Genomic DNA, 18467 nt, shown 5'->3' with positions numbered 1-18467 from the left:
CCTGTAGAAGGTGAAGGAACGCGAATCATGGCGCAAAAAGTCCATGTCGAGATGGTGGACGACATCGACGGCAGCATCGCCGAACAGACCGTCCCGTTCAGTCTCGACGGCGTGAGCTACGAGATCGATCTGTCCGAAGACAACGCTGCCGCATTGCGGGAAGAACTGGCCCGTTACGTCGCCGCTTCGCGCCGGGTGGGCGGCCGCAAGGTCCGCATGGCCGCCGGGCAGTCCCCGCGGCCGGCTTCGACCGCGGCGGACCGCGAGCGCAACAAGGCGATGCGCGAGTGGGCCGAGAACAACGGTTTCACCGTGTCCGACCGCGGTCGGCTCCCGGCGGAGATCGTGAAGGCGTACGAAGAGCGCGACACCGAGGCTCCGGCCAAGCCGGCTCGCAAGCGCGCGACGCGCAAGAAGGCCAGCGCCTGAGCGTTCTTTTCGGCAGCTGTGCCGCGGGGGCCGCGGCGGTTGATCAGCGGTAAGGGCGTCGCCGGGATTCCCGGCGGCGCCCTTCTGGCTGTCCCGGGGAAATAGCGATTCCCGCGCCCGTCCGCCGCGAATAGGCCGGTTCGCGCGCGGGCGGGGAATCGATTTCCCGGGTTAGGACTTGCCGAGGCCGAGCAGCGCGTCCAGGTCGATCTTGCCGCCGGCGGCGTCGCGGATCGCGCGCATCGCGTCGGCGGACGCGAGCCGTTCCCCGTGCTGGTCGGCGTGCGCGCGCAGCAGGTTCCCGATGTGCCGTTCCGGAACCGTCCAGGTGGGCCAGCGGCGGCGGGCGATCGTGGCGAGTTCGGCGAAGTCCGGCGTGCCCGCGCCCGCGGTCGCGTCGAGCAGCCAGTGCAGATACGTGCGCAGCACCGCGACCGGGAAGCTGCCCGGATGGCTGAGCCCGCCGTGTCCCGGCACAAACGTCCGGACGTCCGGGAACATTTTGTCGAGCCAGTCCAATGCGGTCAGCCAGCCCGGGATCGAGCCGTGCACGGCGAAGGGCGTCGACCCGACCGACAGCAGGTCGCCGGTGAACAGCGTCCCGGTCCGCGGTTCGAACAGCACGAGGTCGCCGTCGGTGTGCGCGGTCCCGGGAAACGGGACGACCTCCACGACCACGCCGCCGAGGTCGACCTCGACCGGTTCGATCACCGCGTGCACCGCCTCGGGACGCGGCGCCTCGAGCTTGCCCCAGTTCGCGCAGGCGAAGATCTCCTCGTTGCACTGCGGTCCGGACCGGATGATGGGCACCGCGGTCGGCGCGGCCAGGATCCGGCCGCCGTTGCGCAGCGCGACCCCGGCCCCGTTGTGGTGGGTGCCGTGCGCGTGGGTCAGCACGAGCGTGAGCGGCATTTCGACGGTCGAGTACTTGCGGACGTCGCTGACCAGGTCGAGCGTGTCGCGTTCGGTGCCGCAGGTGTCGACGAGCAGCACGCCTTCCCGGCCGCGGATCCATCCGCAGTTGGACACCATCCAGTCGCTGGGGCTGCGCACGTAAGCGACGACGCTCGGGTCGGAATACCGGAGCGGGACGATATTGCGCCTGATGACGGGCATGGGATCCCCTCGTTGGCCACCGGACGGGAATTGATCACCGGAATGGTATAGACCAAGTCACCTGCTGTCAGCGGGGTGGAGACCACGCTCACGCACGTGGTCCGCCGCGGTTCTCGCCTGTCCCGTTCCGCCCAGCTTCGCGCGCATCGTTGCCCCCGGCTCCGTCGGTGCCCGCCAGCGTATACCCCGAGGCCACGGTTTTCTCGATGGTCCACAGAGGACTCGTTTAGGGGTTGTTCACTTCCGGTAGCCAATGAATACCGGCAGTGAGACCGGCCGCGCCGAGGGCCACCGCTTTCTCCCCGTTCCGGGAGAGCCGGACGGACACCGGTTTCCCGGACAAAAGCGGCCGTTCCTCCAGCGCCTCGCGCACCGGTTTCTCCAGCAGCGCCCAGGACTTGACCACCGATCCGCCGAGCACGCAGGTCGCGAGGCCGAGCAGTCCGGCCGCGTGCGCGACTGCCTGGCCGATGAACCGGCCCGCGTCGGTGAACACCGTCTGAGCTGCATGATCACCAGCGAGCGCGGCGGCGGCGACGGCTTCCGCGGCGAGGGTCCGGCCGGTCGCCTCGGCGTAGCGGCGGGCCAGCGCCCGGCCGGACGCGTATGCCTCGAGGTGCCCGATCTGCCCGCAAGTGCAGCGTTCCTCCCCGTAGCGGCCGACGTGCCCGATCTCGCCGGCCCCGGTCGAACCGCCGTACAGCAGCCGCCCGTCCACGAACAGCGCGCCGCCGACTCCGGTGCCGACCGCGATGCCGAGCACGTTCCGTTCCCCCGGCAGCAACTCTCCGAGCAGGAATCCGTCCACGTCGTTGACGGTGCGCACCGGTACCCCGCCGAGCCGCGCGGACAGCTCCGCGTTGACCGGCGTCCCCGCCCATCCGGTGAACGAATCGCCGGTGACCAGCACTGTTCCGGTCACCGGGTCAACCACGCCCGCCGCGCCGACGCCGACCCCGGCGAGCACCGCGTCCTCCGGCACCAGCGAGCCGACCAGCTCCGCCACGCGGTCGAGGATCGCCGCGCCGCCCCGGTGCGCCTGCGACGGCGCGGACGTCGAGCCCAGCTCCCTTCCGTCCTCGTCGCACACCACTACCAGGGTTTTCGTCCCGCCGATGTCGACTCCGGCCCGCACCCCGGTCACGCCGCGGGGTCCGCGCCGGCCAGCGCCTCGCGCCGGCTGCGCTGCAGCTGCGGATCCGGCACCGGCGAGGACAGCAGCAACGCTTGCGTGTACGGGTGTTCCGGAGTGCGCAACACCGTTTCCGCCGGGCCTTCCTCCACCAGTTCGCCCGCGCGCAGCACGGCTACCCGGTCGCACAGGCTGTCGACCACCGCGAGGTCGTGGCTCACGAACAGGCAGCCGAAACCGAACTCGCGGTGCAGCCGCCGGAACACCTCCAGCACCGCTGCCTGCACGGATACGTCCAGCGCGCTCGTCGGTTCGTCCGCGATCAGCAGCTTCGGGCCCAGCACCAGTGCCCGCGCGAGGCTCACCCGCTGCCGTTGGCCGCCGGACAGCTCGTGGCCGTACCGGTCCAGCACGCTTTCCGGCAGCTCCACCGCGTCGAGGAGTTCCCGGACCCGGCGACGGCGCTCGCCGCGGCCGGCCGAGGTGTGGACCGCCAGCGGTTCGGCGACGGTCTGCGCGACCGTCATCCGCGGGTCGAGCGACGAAGCCGGGTCCTGGAACACCGCGCCGATCTGTCGCCGCACCGCCCGCGCCGAGCGGCCGGTGCCCTTCGGCAGCGGCCCGCCGAGCACCTCGACGGTGCCGGATTTCGGCGTGACCAGGCCGAGCGCGCAGTTGCCGAGCGTGGTTTTCCCGGAACCGGATTCGCCGACCAGTCCGACAATCTCGCCAGGCGAGACGGAGAGGGAAACGTCGTTTACCACCCGCCGTCCGCTGTACTCGACCACCACATTCGACAGCGCGAGCACCGGTTTCCGGACTTCTTCGGCCGCCGCTTCGTGCGAGAACGAACCCAGCTGCGGAACCGCGGCCAGCAGTTCCCGGGTGTAATCCGCCTTCGGCGCCGCGAACAGTTCCGCCGCCGGAGCCTCTTCGACCAGCTTGCCGTTCCGCAGCACCGCGACCCGATCCGCGACATCGGCGACCACGCCCATGTTGTGCGTGATCAACAGCGTCGCGGTGCCTTCGTGTTCCCGGATATCGCGCAGCAGGTCGAGAATCTGCTGCTGCACCGTGACGTCGAGCGCGGTGGTCGGTTCATCCGCGATGATCAGCTTCGGGCCGGCCGCCAGCGCGATCGCGATCATCACGCGTTGCCGCAGACCGCCGGACAGCTCGTGCGGGTATTGCTTCAGTCGCGCGGCCGGTTCCGGGACGCCGACGCGGTCCAGCAGTTCGGCGCACCGGTCGTAGTAGCGGCGGTGCCGCAGCTTCTCCGGGTCGTGGTTGCGGATCGCCTCCGCCAGCTGGAACCCGATGGTCCGCAACGGGTTCAGCGCGGTCATCGGTTCCTGGAACACCATCCCGGCCGCCGGTCCGCGCAGTTTCCGCAGGTCCTCGCCGCGCAGGTCAAGCACGTTCTGCCCGGCCAGCTCGATCGACCCGGTGACCCGCGCGGAATCCGGCAGCAGCCCGAGCACCGCGAGCGCGGCCGTGCTCTTGCCGGAGCCGGACTCGCCGACGACCGCCACGATCTCGCCGGGAGCGACCGACAGGCTCAGCCCGTCGACCGCCGCCGCACCGTCCGCATAGGACACCCGCAGGTCACGGATGTCCAGTACCGCCTCGCTCATCGTCGCCCCTTCACCGCGAACGCGTCGCGCAGCCCGTCGCCGAGGAAGTTGATCGCGCACACCACCAGCACAATTGCGATGCCCGGCGGCAGGATCAGCCACCACGCGCCGTCGAAGGTGTAGGTAATTCCTTTAGACAGCATGGCTCCCCAGTCGGTATCGGGGGCGGGCACGCCGAGGCCGAGGAAGCTGACGTACGCCACGAGCAGGATCGCGTCGGCGATCTGGAACGTCGCGTTCACCACCACGGTGCCGATCGCGTTGGGGATGATGTGCCGGAACACCACGCGCGTGCGGCTCGCGCCGAGCACGGTGATCGCGCGGATGTAGTCGCGTTCGCGCAGGCTCACCGTTTCCGCGCGCATCAGCCGCGCGGGCACGAGCCACGACACCGCGCCGATCAGCAGCGCCAGCACGCCGACGCTCGGCGTCACCAGGGTCGCGGCCACCAGCAGCAGGAACAGCGCCGGGATCGCGACGCCGGTGTCGACGATCCGCATCAGCACGGTGTCCAGCCAGCCGCCGGTGTACCCGGCGACCGCGCCCCACACCGCGCCGATCGCGGTCGCGATCAGCCCGGCGAGCACGCCGATGACCAGCGACGTCCGGCCGGCGGCCATCAGCCGGCCGAGCACGTCGTAGCCGAGGTCGTCGGTGCCGAGAGGATGTCCTGCGCCGGGGCCGAGCCGAGCCGAGGCGAGGTCGGTGTGGGACTGGTCGGTGCCGTAGACCAGCGGCCCGAGGAAGCAGAACGCCACCACGAGCAGCAGCAGGACCGCGCCCACGACGGCGGTCTTGCGGCGCAGCAGGCGGGAAAGGACAGTCACGACCGCGCTCCCTTCACCCGCACGCGCGGGTCGATCGCCAGCTGGACCAGGTCCGCGAGCAGGGAGCCGAGCACGGTCGCCACGGCGATCACGAGCACGACGCCCAGCAGCACCGGGAAGTCGGCGGTGCGGGTCGCGGTCCAGAACAGCAGGCCGATGCCGGGGTAGTTGAACATCGATTCGACGACCAGCGAACCGCCGAACACCACCGGCACGTAGTAGCCGAGCATGGAGACCACCGAGGTCAGCGAGTTCGGCCAGACGTGCCGCCAGATGATCGTGCGCTCCGGCGTTCCCTTGGCCCGCGCGGTGCGCACGAAGTCCTCGGACAGGCTGTCCAGAGTGGACGCCCGCATGTACCGGCTGAACGCGGCGAGCGCGGCCCCGGTCCCGGCGAGCACCGGCAGGACCAGCGCACCCGGCTGGGACAGCAGTTCGCCGATCGTTTCGCCCTGCGCGGCCTGCGCCGGGAACCACGGCAGTACCTGCGCGAACAGGATGATCAGCACCAGGGAGAGGAAGAACACCGGCGTCGCGTAGAGGATGAACGTGATGGCCGTGGTGAGCAGATCCGCGGCACGGCCGCGACGGACCGCCTGCCACACGCCGAGCGGGAGCGCGACGAGGATCGCGAGCGCGGTGGAGAGCACGGTGAGCAGCAAGGTTTTCGGCATGCGTTCAGCCAGCAGCGTGCTCACCGGCGAGTTCTGCGTGTACGACTCGCCGAGGTCGCCTTGCAGCAAGCGCAGCAGGTAGTCCCAGTACTGCACCGGAAGCGGCTGGTCGAAGCCTTGCGCGTGGTTGAACGCGGCGATCTGTGCCTCGGTGGCCTTGACCCCGAGGACGCCGCGGGCCGGACCGCCGGGCAGCAAATGCAGCAGCACGAACGTCACCACGGTGACCAGCAGCACGACCACCACGGCCAGCACGAGCCGGCGGAGGATGTAGCGCGTCATGTCCTCACCTCGTCCAGAACCAGCGTTGCGGAAGCAGCCCGGCCATCGGATCCTGGGTCACGCCGTGCAGCGCGGTGTCGATCGCCGACACCTGGTACGGCGGATTCGGCAGCCACAGCACCGGAAGCTGTTCGGCGAGGTAGGCGCTGTAGTCGAGCATCGCCCGGTTGTCCGACGACAGGTTGGTGGCCGCGATCAGCTTGTCCGCCTTGGGATCGGTGTAGCCGCCGAAGTTCGTGCCCGCTCCGGTCGCGAACAGCTCCTCGCCGCTCGGGTTGGCCGAGAAGTACCAGCTGCCTTGGGTGCCGAAGTAGGACAGCTGCCAGCCGCACGACGGGTCTGCCGGTTTGCACGTGGTTCCGTTGGCCAGCACGGTGTTGAGCGGCTGCGCGTTGATCTTCATCTCGATGCCGACCTTCGACAGCTCCGAGCGCAGTTCCTGCATGGTGCCGTCGGTCTCGTCGGAACCGGATTCGGTCAGCATGGTCAGCGACAGCCGGGTGCCTTCCGCGATGCCCTCGCCGCACTGTTTGGCGTCCGCGCAGAAGAGGACGCCGTCGGAGCCGGGCTTCCAGCCGTGGTCGGCGAGCAGCTGCCGCGACTTGTTCAGGTCGAACGGGTACGGATTGGTCTTTTGCTTGGGTGACAGGTATTTCGTGTCGTTGTCCTGCGGGACCGGGCCGTAACCGACGCGCGCGGCACCGCGCCAGATCACCGAGGTGATGGCGTCCTGGTCGACCGCGTGCTGGATCGCCTGGCGCACGTACAGCTGGGAGAACACCTTGCCCAGCTTCGGATTGTTGAAGTTGTACGGCGAGTACGTGATGGACCAGCCGCTCCACGGTTCGACGCGGTAGCCCTGTTCCTCCAGTTTCGGGCGCTGGCCGAGGTTTGACGTCGGCAGGTAGCCGTAGTCGACGCCGCCGGCGCGCAGCACGTTGTACTCCGCGGACGAGCTGGTGAAGGTCAGGAACCGGACGGTGTCGAGTTTCGCCGGGTCCGGTCCGGTGTACTTCGGGTTCTTCCGCAGTGTCACCTCGCCGGACGTGGTGAAACCGGCCAAAGTGAACGGTCCATTCACGACCTTCCACAGTGGATTCGTCCCGTAGGTGCCGAGTTGTTTCGCTTGGCTGACCAGGAAGTCGAAGACCTGCTTCGCGCCGTCGGGGGTGCGGTCGTGGTCGCCGATTTCCCCGTTCGCGCTGGTGCGGTCCCAGGCATGCGGCATCGGGACGATCAGGCTGAGCTGGTTGGCGGTGAACCAGTCGGGGTTGTACGCCTTGTCCAGGGTGAAGGTGAACGTGCGGTCGTCCACCGCGTGGAAGCCGGTGATGCTGTCCGGGATGAGGCCCTTCGAGTACTTGCCCCAGTTGTCCTTGCCCGCCCGGGCGAGGTTGAGCCAGAACTCGACGTCCCTGCTGGTCAACGGCTCGCCGGTGGCCCAGGTCAGCGGTTTGAGCGTGATGGTCACGGTCTTGCCGTCGGGGGAGTAGCGCGGCGGATTGGCGGCGCTGGCGGCGTCGTCGAGCGTGACCGTGCCGGAACTGCCGTCGTAGCTGTACAGCGGCACGAACATGGTCGACCGGATCATGCCGTTGTACGACCCGCCGTAGCCGGGGATCGAGAACGGCATGATCCAGTTCGGCGTCGCCGACGGGGGCATCGCGAACCGCACGGTGCCCCCGGTTTTCGGGGTGCCGGAACCGCCGCCGTGCGGTTCCCGGCTCGCCGCGCAGCCGGACAGCGCCAGCGCGGCGGCGAGCGTGACCCCGAGCGCGGTGCGCCACGGGCGTCGAGCCATTCGCATCACTTCCAACAACTCTGATGAAAGACCGTTGCCAGGTGCTATGCCGCGTCCTGGCTGTCGGGTAATCTCGCACGAGAGGCGGGAAATGCCAAGAGTCCTGTCGAACAGTTTAGTTACATCAGTCTTGATGAAAGAGGTGACGCGGTGGATCCGGCCGGACCGCTGCGGCTGTTGTGGCTGGTCGCGCACGGCCACGCGACGTCGCGCATGGACCTGGCGCGAGCGCTCGGGCTGCCGCAATCGACGGTGTCGGTGCGGACCCAGGCGCTGATGTCCGCCGGGGTGCTGAGCGAGTCCGGCGAGGGCCGGTCCGCGGGCGGACGGCGGCCGAAGCTGCTGTCGGTCAACACGGAGTTCGGCCATGTCTGGGGCGCCGACGTCGGCTCGCGACACGTGCGGATCGGCGCGCTGGACATCGCGGGCAACCTGCTGGAAGTGCACGAGCGTCCGCTGGACATCAGCCAGGAGCCGCGCGAACTCGTCGCCGGGCTGGCGGCCGCGGTGCACGATGTGATGGCGGGCGCGGACTGCCCGGGCCGCGCGCTCGGTCTCGGCGTCGCGTTCCCGGGTCCGGTGGACGTCGACGCGGGCACCATCACGCTGCCGTCGCGGATGCCTGGCTGGCGCGGTTTCGCGGTCCGGGACGCGCTGGCCGAGCACTTCGAGCTGCCGGTGTTCGTGGACAACGACGCGAACCTGCTGGCGCTGGGCGAATCCGTGGCCGGTGCGCCCGGCCGGACGTTGCTGGTGGTGAAGGCCGGCACCGGCATCGGGTCCGGAATAGTGCTGGGCGGCGAGCTTTACCGCGGCCGGGCCGGAGTCGCGGGCGACATCAGCCATGTCCGCGTGCCCGCCGCCGAGGACCGGCCGTGCACCTGCGGGAACCGCGGCTGCCTGGAAGTGGTGGCCAGCGGCGCCGCGCTCGTCGGGGAGTTGCGGGCGCAGGGATTGCAGCTGGAGACCACCGCACAGGTGATGGCCACCGCCGAGGACGGACATCCCGAAGCGACCACGGCCGTGCGGCGCGCCGGGCTGCGGCTCGGCGAGGTGCTCGCCACGGTGGTCAACTTCAGCAACCCGGACGAGGTGCTGCTCGGCGGCGCGCTGTCCGGTTCGGAAGCGTTCGTCGCGGCCGTGCGCGGTGCGCTGTACGAACGGTGCCTTCCCTTGGCTACCAGGGAACTGCGGATCGACCGGGTGCGATTCGGTGCGGACGCGGGACTTTGCGGCGCGGGTGCGCTCGCGCTGGACGCGGTGTTCGAGCAAGCGATCAAACGGAGTGGACGATGAAGAAGCTGCGGGTCGGGATTACCGGAATCGCCATCGAATCGAGTACCTTCTCGCCGCATCGGTCCACTGTGGACGACTTCCGGGTGCTGCGCGGTTCCGATTTGCGCGCCCGCTACGACTTTCTCGACGCGGGCTGGGCGCGCGATGTCGAGTGGGTGCCGCTGGTCGACGCCCGTTCGCTGCCCGGAGGCGCGGTCACCGAGGAGGCTTATGCCGAGCTGTCCGGGGAAATACTGGACCGGCTCCGTTCGGCGGGTGAACTGGACGGGCTGTTCTTCGACATCCACGGTGCGATGAGCGTGGTCGGACGGTCCGATGTGGAGGCTTCGCTCGCGCAGGAGATCCGTTCGGTCGTCGGCCCGGACGTTCTGGTGTCGGCGTCGATGGACCTGCACGGCAACGTTTCGCGGGAACTGGTCACCGCGTTGGACCTGATCACCTGCTATCGGATGGCTCCGCACGAGGACGCGTGGGAGACCCGCGAGCGGGCCGCGCGCAATCTGGTGTCGCGGCTGCGGTCCGGCGGCCGCCCCAAGAAGGCGTGGGTGCAGGTTCCGGTGCTGCTGCCCGGGGAGAAGACCAGCACGCGGCTTGAACCGGCGAAAAGCATTTACGCGGCAGTGGATTCTGTTGAGGCGCTGGACGGAGTTCTGGACGCGGCGATCTGGGTCGGCTACGCGTGGGCCGACGAACCGCGTTGCCAGGCCGCGGTGGTGGTGATGGGCGACGACGTTTCGGTGATCACCAAGGAAGCGCAACGTCTCGCGCAGTCCTATTGGGACGCTCGGCACGATTTCGCTTTCGTTGCCCCGACCGGAACCTTGCCGGAATGCCTCGCGCAAGCGGTCACCTCGGACGCGCGTCCGTTCTTCATCAGCGATTCGGGCGACAACCCGACCGCCGGTGGCGCCGGGGACACTTCGTGGAGCCTGGACGTACTGCTGCGCACACCGGCCATTGTGGACTCATCGCTGACCACTTTGTACGCGGCCATTGTGGATCCGGAAGCCGTCGCTTCCGCGGTGGCGGCTGGCGTCGGCGCGACGATCTCGGTGGAGCTGGGCGGAAAAGTCGACTCCGGCCCGCACGGTCCGGTCGCGCTCACCGCACAGGTAGCCGCGATCGACGCCGACGATCCGGTCGCCGGAACCGCGGTGGCGCTGGCCGTCGGCGGCCTGCGGGTGATCGTGACCGCGCGCCGCAAGCCGTATCACCTCGAATCGGACTTCCACGCGCTCGGCCTGCACCCGCGTGAGGCGGACGTGGTGATCGTGAAGATCGGCTACCTCGAACCGGAGCTGTACGACATGGCCGCGGACTGGCTGCTGGCCCTCACGCCCGGCGGCGTCGACCAGGATCTGCTCCGGCTCGGCCACTCCGGCATCGTCCGGCCGATGTTCCCGTTCGACGCCGACATGGCGGCCCCTTCGCTCGAACCCGAGGTCTTCTGACCACTTTGCGTGATCAGCGCCGGGGCAGTCGGTGACCTGCCTCGGCGCTGACCTGTATTTTCCCCGTGCGACTTGACAGGCAGGTATTTGCCTGCCTTACTGTAAGTGTGCAACCCGACCTGGACAAAGTGTTCAAGGCGCTGGCCGATCCGACCCGCCGGTACCTGCTCGACCAGCTGCGCGAGGACAACGGGCAGACGCTGGGCGAGCTGTGCCGCCGGCTGGAGATGACGAGGCAGTCGGCGACCCAGCATCTGGCCGTGCTGGAGGCGGCCAATCTGGTGAGCAGCGTGCGCCGCGGCCGGGAAAAGCTGCACTACCTGAATCCGGTGCCGCTGCACGAGATGCAGGAGCGGTGGGTGAACCGGTTCGAGCAGCCGCGGCTGCGGGTGCTCAGCGCCGTCAAACGTCGAGCAGAGGAAGCCATGAAACCGAGCTTTGTGTACGTGACCTACATCGAAAGCACCCCGGAGAAGGTGTGGCACGCGCTCACCGACCGGGAGCTGACCGGGCAGTATTGGGGTCACTACAACGAATCCGACTGGCAGCAGGGTTCGCGGTGGGCGCACGTGCGGACCGACGGATCCGGAATCGCCGACGTCGAGGGCGAGGTCGTCGAGGCGGTCCCGCCGAAACGCCTGGTCACCACCTGGCTCGACCCGAACGGCCCGAAGGACCAGGAGCCCTCGCGCGCGACGTTCGAGATCGAGCAGCACGAGGGCATCGTCCGGCTGACGGTGACCCACGAGGACCTGCCCGACGAGAAGGCGCACCAGGACGTGTCCGGCGGCTGGGCGGCGGTGCTGTCGAATCTGAAGTCGCTGCTGGAGACCGGGCACGTGCTGCCGCAGGCGCCGTGGGAGATGCCGTGACCTCTGGGGAATAGACCAGCGACGTTGGTTGTTGGGGCCTTGTGAGTGCCGGTTTTCACCGGGTGACCACTCGCGAGGCCCCTTTCAGTTGTGCGGCCGGATCGGATGCGCTACTCTCACCGCATACCCCAGGAAGTCGGCCCCGCCGCCCCGGGGTTTCCGCCCCCTCCGCCAGCGTGAGTTCACGCGACGAGGATCGGGCGTCTTTCCCGAAGCCCGTCGCCTGACCCGCTTCGCCGCATCCGGCGGTCCGCGTTCCCGCGTCGACCGCCACGGCCGCTCAAGGAGCCACAAACCATGACACAGCAAGGAATTCTCGACATTCACGGCAAGACCGCCGCACTGGGCTACGGCCCCGGCGGCCCGTCCGTCCCGCTATCGCTGATCCGCACGCACGGCCTGCGCCGCGGCGACGAACTCGTCCTCGACGACGGCGAACTCGTCTCCGTCAACGGCCGCGCTCCCGGAGAAAAGCGCCCCGATTTCGACAAACTCACCCCCATTCACCCGGACCAGCGGCTGGTCCTGGAAACCAGCAGGCACCAGCTCACCACGCGCGTCCTGGATCTGGTCGCCCCGCTGGGAAAAGGCCAGCGCGCGCTCATCGTAGCGCCGCCGCGCACCGGTAAAACCACTGTGCTGCAAGCGATCGCGCAGGCGGTGGCGGTCAACCACCCGGAGGCGCACCTGATGGTGCTGCTCGCCGACGAGCGCCCCGAAGAGGTCACCGACATGAGCCGCTCGGTGCGCGGCGAGGTCGTCGCGTCCACTTTCGACCGCAAGCCCGCCGAACACACCGCCGTCGCCGAACTGGCGGTAGAACGCGCGAAACGCCTGGTAGAAACCGGCCGCGACGTCGTGCTGCTGCTGGATTCCCTGACCCGCCTGGGCCGCGCGTACAACCTGGCCGCCCGCACGTCGGGCCGAATCCTGTCCGGCGGCGTCGACGCCAGCGCACTGCACCCGATGAAGAAAATCCTAGGCGCGGCAAGGAACATCGAGGGCGCCGGCTCGCTCACCATCATCGCCACCGCGCTGGTAGGCACGGGTTCGCTGGCGGACACGGTATTCTTCGAGGAACTCAAAAGCACCGGAAACTCGGAACTCCGCCTGGACCGCACCCTCGCCGACCACCGAGTATTCCCCGCCGTAGACTTCTTCGGCTCCGGCACCCGCCGCGACGAACTGATCGTCCCGCCGCAGGAACTGGCCGTGATGAACGAGGTCCGCCGCGCACTGTCCACCCAGGACCCGAAGCGAGCCGCGGAACAGTTCCTGGAGCAGGTCCGCACGACGAAGTCGAATGCGGAATTCATTGCGCGGGTCAACGCTTCGCTGGCGGTTCCGTCCACTGTGGCCGCTTGAGTGGAGACCGAACGCCTCCGCCTTTCGCCGATCGGCCCGCACCTGGCCGACGAGTTGTATCGCCTGCACCTCGATCCCGGCATCGCCCGCTGGTACGGCGAATGGACCCGCGCTGACGCGGAGATTCGCGCCGCGGAGATCGGCCGCGGCTGGCAGCGCGACGGCGTTGGCAAATGGCTGGCCCACCACCGGGAATCCGGAGAACTCCTCGGCCGCGGCGGACTGTCCTATCAGGACGTCGCTGGCGCACGACGGCTGGAGATCGGCTGGGCGGTGCGCGAGGTGTACTGGGGAAGCGGCTACGCCACCGAGATCGGCCTCGCTGGCCTAGCCCTCGCGCGAGAGATCAGCGCGACGGAAGTCGTCTCGTTCACCGAGGTGCACAACGCGCGTTCCCGCACCGTAATGGAACGTCTCGGCTTCACCTACCGCCACGACTTCCTCCATCGCGGCGAACCGTTCGCCCTCTACGCACTCTCCCTCGGCGCCTAAGCCTCCGTAGCCAAAACGGAATCCCGCGCCTCTTTCGAAAAATTTGTTTTTGTGCTATAATCACGAATTATCCGGTTAGAGTCCGATCTCATGGCACAACCCAGTCGCACCGCTCTTCTCTCCGCCGCAGCGCGAGCCGCGCATCTTCTCGTGGACGAGCGTCCGCCGATCTTCGCCGACACTCTCGCGAAACGCTTCCTGGGCGAGCGCGCCGAAGAACTCCTCGGTTACCACCAGTCCTACGGCAGCCATCCAGCACTGTCCGGCGCGCGCACCACAGCTGTCACCCGCAGTCGCTACACCGAGGATCGGCTGGCGGAAATGGCTGCCGACCAATACGTCATTCTCGGCGCGGGCCTCGATTCCTTCGCCTACCGAACGCAGCTCGCCGTGCGTGTGTTCGAAGTGGACAAACCCGCCACCCAGCGTTGGAAACAGCAACTGCTAGCCGACGCCGGAATCACCGCACCTAAGACGGTCTCCTTCGTTGCCGTCGACTTCGAGCAGGAACCAGCACTGACCAGTCACCTCGTCCAAGCCGGATTCGACCTGAACCGGCCCGCTCTGGTCAGCTGGCTCGGCGTCACGATGTACCTCACAGCGGAAGCAATCAGCGAAACCCTCGACGCGATCAGCGGTTTCGCACCAGGAACGGAACTCATCGTCGAGCACCTCCTCCCCGCCGCACTCCGCGACGAAGCGGGTCAGACGTACGCCGAGCTAGTCATGGCCGCAGCGGCTGAACACGGCGAACCCTGGCGAACCTTCCTCGACCCCGACCAGATGGCCGCACTCCTGCGAGACCACGGGCTCGAACCGATCGACCACGTCCGGCAACGCGAGACGCTCAGCCCAGCGGAGTGGAAACGCGAAGACGCACTCCGCCCGGCCGAGCTATCCGTCCTCACGCGGGCACGTGTCACGGCACCGTCACCAGCCACCGATCCGACCGCCGCCGCAGATACCCCCACCAATACCCAGCCGAAACCACCAGCACCCCGGCCGTAATCGCCAGATCCAGCAGGCTCTGCGAAACCAGCACGTACCCCAGCGCCAGCACCACCACGACCGGCACCACCGGCCAGCCCGGCATCCGCCACACTCGCGGCCGCCGGTGGGCCGGTCGGCGGGCCCACAGCACGCTCACTGAAATCGCCAAATACAACGCCACCACGGCCACCCCGGTCACGCCGCTCAGCGTCTCCACCGGCACGAAGCACAGCACCGCTTCCGAAACGCCGACCACGAGCGTCGCCACCCAAGGTGCGCCGAACCGGGGGCTCACCACGCTCAGCGCGCGATTCACCGGGGCCGGCCAAGCGTGATCCCGTCCCGACGCGTACAGCACGCGCGAATTCTGGATCACCATGACGATCACCGCGTTCACGATCGCCGCCGCGATGCACAGGCTTACGATCGTGCCGAACGTCGAACTGCTCCAGCTCACCACGAGCGCGGTCAGGTCCAGGCTCCCGAGCGTCGCGAGATCCGGCACGCCCAGCGTGATCGCCACGACCGGCACCAGGATCACCACCGCGCTGATGCCGAGCGTCCACAACACTGTCCGCGACACCGTCTTGTGCGGCTCGCGCATTTCCTCCGCCAGGTACACCGCGGTCGAGAACCCCTGCACCACGAACAACGCGACCGCCAGTCCGGCGATCACCGAGATCAGCGCGATCGGGTGCACGCCGTCGAAGCTGGGCCGTACCAGTACTGCCGCCGGGCGGTCGGCGTGCGCGAACCCGAGCACGGACACCACGATGATCGCCACGACCTCGATGACCAGGAAGATCCCGGTCAGCCACGCGTTCGAGCGCAGGTTGACCAGGCCCATCCCGGTGGACGCCAGCATCACCAGCGCGCCCGCCACCGACGGGTCGACGTGCACCGCCACCGCCAGATAGTCGGCCACGCCGATCGCGATGATCGGCGGCACCACCAGGATCACGATGAAGGACAGCATGAACGTGATCCATCCGGCGAACCGGCTGACCACCGTCGTCACCATGGCGTACTCGCCACCCGAACTCGGGACCAAGGTGCCGAGTTCGGAGTAACAGAACGCGATCCCGACACACAGCAGCACGGCGAGCCCGATGGCCAGCGCGGTGCCGGTGCCGAGCGAGCCGAACAGCGGCGGGACGAGAACGAACAGCGACGACGCCGGCGTTACGCAGCTCAGCGTCAGCAGGGTGCCGCCGCCGACGCCGATCGATCTGGTCAGCGAGCGGGGCGCGGGCGAACCGGCGGCGGTGCCGGTCTGGACGGGGACCGGATGAGGCGGCATGGGGATCCCTCCGTCGGCGGCGCTGGAATTCGACGGATGGAACAGGACGGGTTTGCCGTTGTCAACGCCGGAAAGACGACGAAATCCGTTGTCCGTGCCCCGGGTGGACGGTGCTTCCGGGCACTGTGGACCCCTGTTCGCCACGGTCCCGGTTGCCTGCGCGGGGGTGGACCCGAGATGATCCCGGGATGCAGAGCCAGGACCCGAACCGGCCCGCGCCGCCGGTGGTCGACGACATCTCGAAGCAGATCATCGCCCAGTTGCAAGAGGACGGACGGCGGCCGTACGCCACGATCGGCAAAGCGGTCGGACTGTCCGAGGCGGCGGTCCGGCAGCGGGTGCAGCGACTGTCCGATTCGGGCGTCATCCAGATCGTGGCGGTGTCGGATCCCTTGCAGATCGGGCTTTTCCGCCAGGCGATGGTCGCGATCACGGTCGACGGCCCGCTCGAACCGGTCGCCGACGCACTGGCCGAAATGGACGAAATCGAGTACGTCGTGCTCTGCGCCGGCCGCTTCGACGTGCTGTGCGAGGTGCTCTGCGCCGACGACGAAGCGCTGCTCGACGTGATCTCCAACCGCATCCGGACGCTGCCCGGAGTGCGCACCGCGGAGACGCTCGTGTACCTCAAGCTGCGGAAGCAGTCGTACCAGTGGGGCTCGCACCGCCGGTGACAACGAAATCCGAAGGTATGTCCCGATAGGACTGCTGAAATTAGTCGTTGTGGGTGGTGCCAACGACTGATCCGCTTGCCAACTGGCGTCGGCTCGTGCGATAACCGAGAAGTCCGGCCGGTGCGCCACGGTGCGTGCCGGCAGCTTCGAGGCCCGTTTCGAGGAGCCATGACCACGACCGCCGAACCCGCCGGGATCACCACCGGCTCGGGCACTGCCGCACGCGACAACCTCTGGCTGCACTTCACCCGCCACAGCCGCGCCGACACCGCCGACATCCCGGTGATCGTGCGTGGCGAAGGCGCCTACATCTGGGACGACACCGGCAAGCGTTACCTCGACGGTCTCGCCGGGCTGTTCGCCGTTCAGGTCGGGCACGGCCGGGAGGAGCTGGCCGAAGCTGCTGCGAAGCAAACGAAACAGCTCGCGTATTTCCCGCTTTGGGGTCACGCGCACCCGCCCGCGATCGAATTGGCCGAACGCCTGGCGGCCGCGTCCCCGGGCGACCTCAACCGCGTGTTCTTCACCGTCAGCGGCGGCGAATCCGTGGAAACCGCGTGGAAGCTCGCCAAGCAGTACTTCAAGCTGACTGGGAAACCCACTAAGCACAAGGTGATCAGCCGCGCGCTGGCGTATCACGGCACGTCGCAGGGTGCGCTGTCCATCACCGGAATTCCCGGCGCGAAGGCAGATTTCGAGCCGCTCGTGCCCAGCACTTTGCGTGTGCCGAACACGAACTTCTACCGCGCGCCCGAACACGCTGACGATTACGAGGCGTACGGCCGCTGGGCTGCCGATCAAATCGAGCAGGCCATTGAATTCGAGGGTGCGGACACTGTAGCCGCGGTATTCCTCGAACCGGTGCAGAACACCGGCGGCTGTTTCGTCCCGCCGCCGGGCTATTTCGAGCGCGTTCGCGAGATTTGCGACAAACACGACGTACTGCTCGTGTCCGACGAGGTGATTTGCGCGTTCGGCCGGCTCGGCTACGACTTCGGGGCCAAGCGCTACGGTTACCAGCCGGACATCATCACCACCGCCAAGGGCCTGACCTCGGGATACGCGCCGCTCGGAGCGGCGCTCGCGAGCGAGAAGCTGATGGAACCGTTCGCCGGCGGCGAGGCGACCTTCATGCACGGCTCAACCTACGGCGGGCACCCGGTTTCCTGCGCGGTGGCGCTGGCCAACCTCGACCTCGTCGAACGCGAGAACCTGTACGGCCACGTGCTGGAAAAGGAAACCGCCTTCCGGGCGACCCTCGACCGGCTGACCGATCTGCCGATCGTCGGCGACGTGCGCGGCACCGGTTTCTTCTACGGCATCGAACTCGTGAAGGACAAAGCGACCAAGGAGACCTTCACCGCCGAGGAATCGGAACGGATTCTGCGCGGTTATCTCTCGAACGCGCTGTTCGAGGGCGGTCTTTACTGCCGCGCCGACGACCGCGCGGAGCCAGTGGTGCAGCTGTCGCCGCCGCTGATCTGCGATCAGCCGCAGTTCGACGAAATGGAGCAGATTCTGCGCGAGGCGCTCACCGGAGCGTGGAAATTGCTCTGACCGAAATTCGGGCGGGGAACCCTCGCGGACTCTGGAGCCGCGGTGGTTCCGTCGCCGCATGTCGCTGGCTGGCGAGGGCTGCTCACAGCGCGATGAGGCCCGCGTCTGTCGGTTTGAATCCGCAGGCGTCGAAGTAGAACGTCCGCAGGTCGTCATCGAAGTCGACGTGCAGCCATTCGCAATGCGCTTCCCTGGCGCCTCGGACTGCCGCGGCGACAAGTCCGGCGCCGATGCCACACCGGCGAAGGTTCGTCCGGACCAGAGTGTCCAGGATGAAGGCGTGGACCCCGCCGTCCCACGCGACGTTGACGAAACCGACCAGTTCGCCGGCACGCCGAGCGCAGACCCAGCCGAGACTGTGCCGGTGGACCTGCGCGAGCCAGTCGATGTCCAGGACCGGGTGGTCGAAGCCTTCGGCGTGCAGCGCGTTGAGGGTGGTGTTGTCGAATCCGCCGCGCCATTCGTAAATGATCTTCATGTCGCGAGGATAGGCCGTCCGGGCGTCCGGGACTCGGAGACCGTGCGGGTTCCCTTCCCGGGCGGCCGGGTCCCGCTACGCTGATCTTCGTTGCCTA

General features: G+C 68.2%; 17 protein-coding genes. 9 read left to right on the top strand and 8 right to left on the bottom strand.

The window, feature by feature from the left end:
- The first annotated feature begins 27 nt into the window (after window positions 1–27).
- The gene (locus RPX00_RS03015) at window positions 28–429 is read left to right on the top strand and encodes an Lsr2 family protein (RefSeq protein ID WP_037815144.1); all 402 of its coding nucleotides are present in this window, start codon (window positions 28–30) and stop codon (window positions 427–429) included.
- Between the two features lie 171 nt (window positions 430–600).
- Here the strand turns inward: RPX00_RS03015 and RPX00_RS03010 are convergent, their stop codons facing one another.
- From RPX00_RS03010 to RPX00_RS02985, 6 genes are all read right to left on the bottom strand, one after another.
- Window positions 601–1545: an MBL fold metallo-hydrolase gene (locus tag RPX00_RS03010; protein WP_406637232.1), complete on the bottom strand. Its 945-nt coding sequence runs from the start codon at window positions 1543–1545 to the stop codon at window positions 601–603.
- A gap of 226 nt (window positions 1546–1771) precedes the next feature.
- Window positions 1772–2689 (bottom strand): ROK family protein, encoded by a 918-nt coding sequence (locus RPX00_RS03005; RefSeq protein ID WP_406637230.1) that lies wholly within the window; start codon window positions 2687–2689, stop codon window positions 1772–1774.
- Entirely contained in the window at window positions 2686–4311 is a 1626-nt protein-coding gene (locus RPX00_RS03000) for a dipeptide ABC transporter ATP-binding protein (RefSeq protein ID WP_406637228.1), read from the bottom strand. Before RPX00_RS03000 ends, RPX00_RS03005 begins: the two co-directional genes overlap by 4 nt.
- Complete coding sequence (locus tag RPX00_RS02995; protein ID WP_406637226.1) at window positions 4308–5138, bottom strand: ABC transporter permease; 831 nt, start codon at window positions 5136–5138, stop codon at window positions 4308–4310. Before RPX00_RS02995 ends, RPX00_RS03000 begins: the two co-directional genes overlap by 4 nt.
- Complete coding sequence (locus RPX00_RS02990) at window positions 5135–6094, bottom strand: ABC transporter permease (RefSeq protein WP_406637224.1); 960 nt, start codon at window positions 6092–6094, stop codon at window positions 5135–5137. The genes RPX00_RS02995 and RPX00_RS02990 overlap by 4 nt, the downstream gene beginning before the upstream one ends.
- Window positions 6095–6098: 4 nt before the next feature.
- Window positions 6099–7895, bottom strand: a complete 1797-nt coding sequence (locus tag RPX00_RS02985) for a peptide ABC transporter substrate-binding protein (RefSeq protein WP_406637222.1) — start codon at window positions 7893–7895, stop codon at window positions 6099–6101.
- Window positions 7896–8045: 150 nt separating this feature from the next.
- Between RPX00_RS02985 and RPX00_RS02980 the strand changes: the two genes are divergently transcribed.
- The 6 genes from RPX00_RS02980 to RPX00_RS02955 all read left to right on the top strand — a co-directional run bounded on the left by RPX00_RS02980 (window position 8046) and on the right by RPX00_RS02955 (window position 14379).
- The gene (locus RPX00_RS02980; RefSeq protein WP_406637220.1) at window positions 8046–9191 is read left to right on the top strand and encodes an ROK family protein; all 1146 of its coding nucleotides are present in this window, start codon (window positions 8046–8048) and stop codon (window positions 9189–9191) included.
- Window positions 9188–10642, top strand: coding sequence for a M81 family metallopeptidase (locus RPX00_RS02975; RefSeq protein WP_406637218.1), 1455 nt, complete (start codon window positions 9188–9190; stop codon window positions 10640–10642). Before RPX00_RS02980 ends, RPX00_RS02975 begins: the two co-directional genes overlap by 4 nt.
- Window positions 10643–10749: 107 nt before the next feature.
- Entirely contained in the window at window positions 10750–11514 is a 765-nt protein-coding gene (locus RPX00_RS02970) for an ArsR/SmtB family transcription factor (RefSeq protein WP_406637216.1), read from the top strand.
- A gap of 297 nt (window positions 11515–11811) precedes the next feature.
- Window positions 11812–12879 carry a transcription termination factor Rho gene (rho, locus tag RPX00_RS02965; protein WP_406637214.1) on the top strand — a complete coding sequence of 356 codons (1068 nt, stop codon included), beginning with the start codon at window positions 11812–11814 and terminating at the stop codon, window positions 12877–12879.
- Window positions 12880–13371, top strand: a complete 492-nt coding sequence (locus RPX00_RS02960; protein ID WP_406637212.1) for a GNAT family N-acetyltransferase — start codon at window positions 12880–12882, stop codon at window positions 13369–13371.
- 90 nt (window positions 13372–13461) lie between these two features.
- The gene (locus RPX00_RS02955) at window positions 13462–14379 is read left to right on the top strand and encodes a class I SAM-dependent methyltransferase (protein ID WP_406637210.1); all 918 of its coding nucleotides are present in this window, start codon (window positions 13462–13464) and stop codon (window positions 14377–14379) included.
- Here the strand turns inward: RPX00_RS02955 and RPX00_RS02950 are convergent.
- Window positions 14291–15661: an APC family permease gene (locus RPX00_RS02950; protein ID WP_406637208.1), complete on the bottom strand. Its 1371-nt coding sequence runs from the start codon at window positions 15659–15661 to the stop codon at window positions 14291–14293. The genes RPX00_RS02955 and RPX00_RS02950 overlap by 89 nt on opposite strands.
- 188 nt (window positions 15662–15849) lie before the next feature.
- Between RPX00_RS02950 and RPX00_RS02945 the strand changes: the two genes are divergently transcribed.
- Window positions 15850–16335 carry an Lrp/AsnC family transcriptional regulator gene (locus RPX00_RS02945; RefSeq protein ID WP_406637206.1) on the top strand — a complete coding sequence of 162 codons (486 nt, stop codon included), beginning with the start codon at window positions 15850–15852 and terminating at the stop codon, window positions 16333–16335.
- A gap of 168 nt (window positions 16336–16503) precedes the next feature.
- Complete coding sequence (locus RPX00_RS02940; RefSeq protein WP_406637204.1) at window positions 16504–17892, top strand: aspartate aminotransferase family protein; 1389 nt, start codon at window positions 16504–16506, stop codon at window positions 17890–17892.
- An 82-nt stretch (window positions 17893–17974) separates the two neighbouring features.
- Here RPX00_RS02940 and RPX00_RS02935 read toward each other — a convergent pair whose 3' ends face one another.
- Entirely contained in the window at window positions 17975–18370 is a 396-nt protein-coding gene (locus RPX00_RS02935) for a GNAT family N-acetyltransferase (protein WP_406637203.1), read from the bottom strand.
- Window positions 18371–18467: the final 97 nt, after the last annotated feature.

Source organism: Amycolatopsis sp. WGS_07, assembly GCF_045278895.1.
GTDB lineage: Bacteria > Actinomycetota > Actinomycetes > Mycobacteriales > Pseudonocardiaceae > Amycolatopsis.
This window is presented reverse-complemented; position numbering and strand designations above follow the sequence as displayed.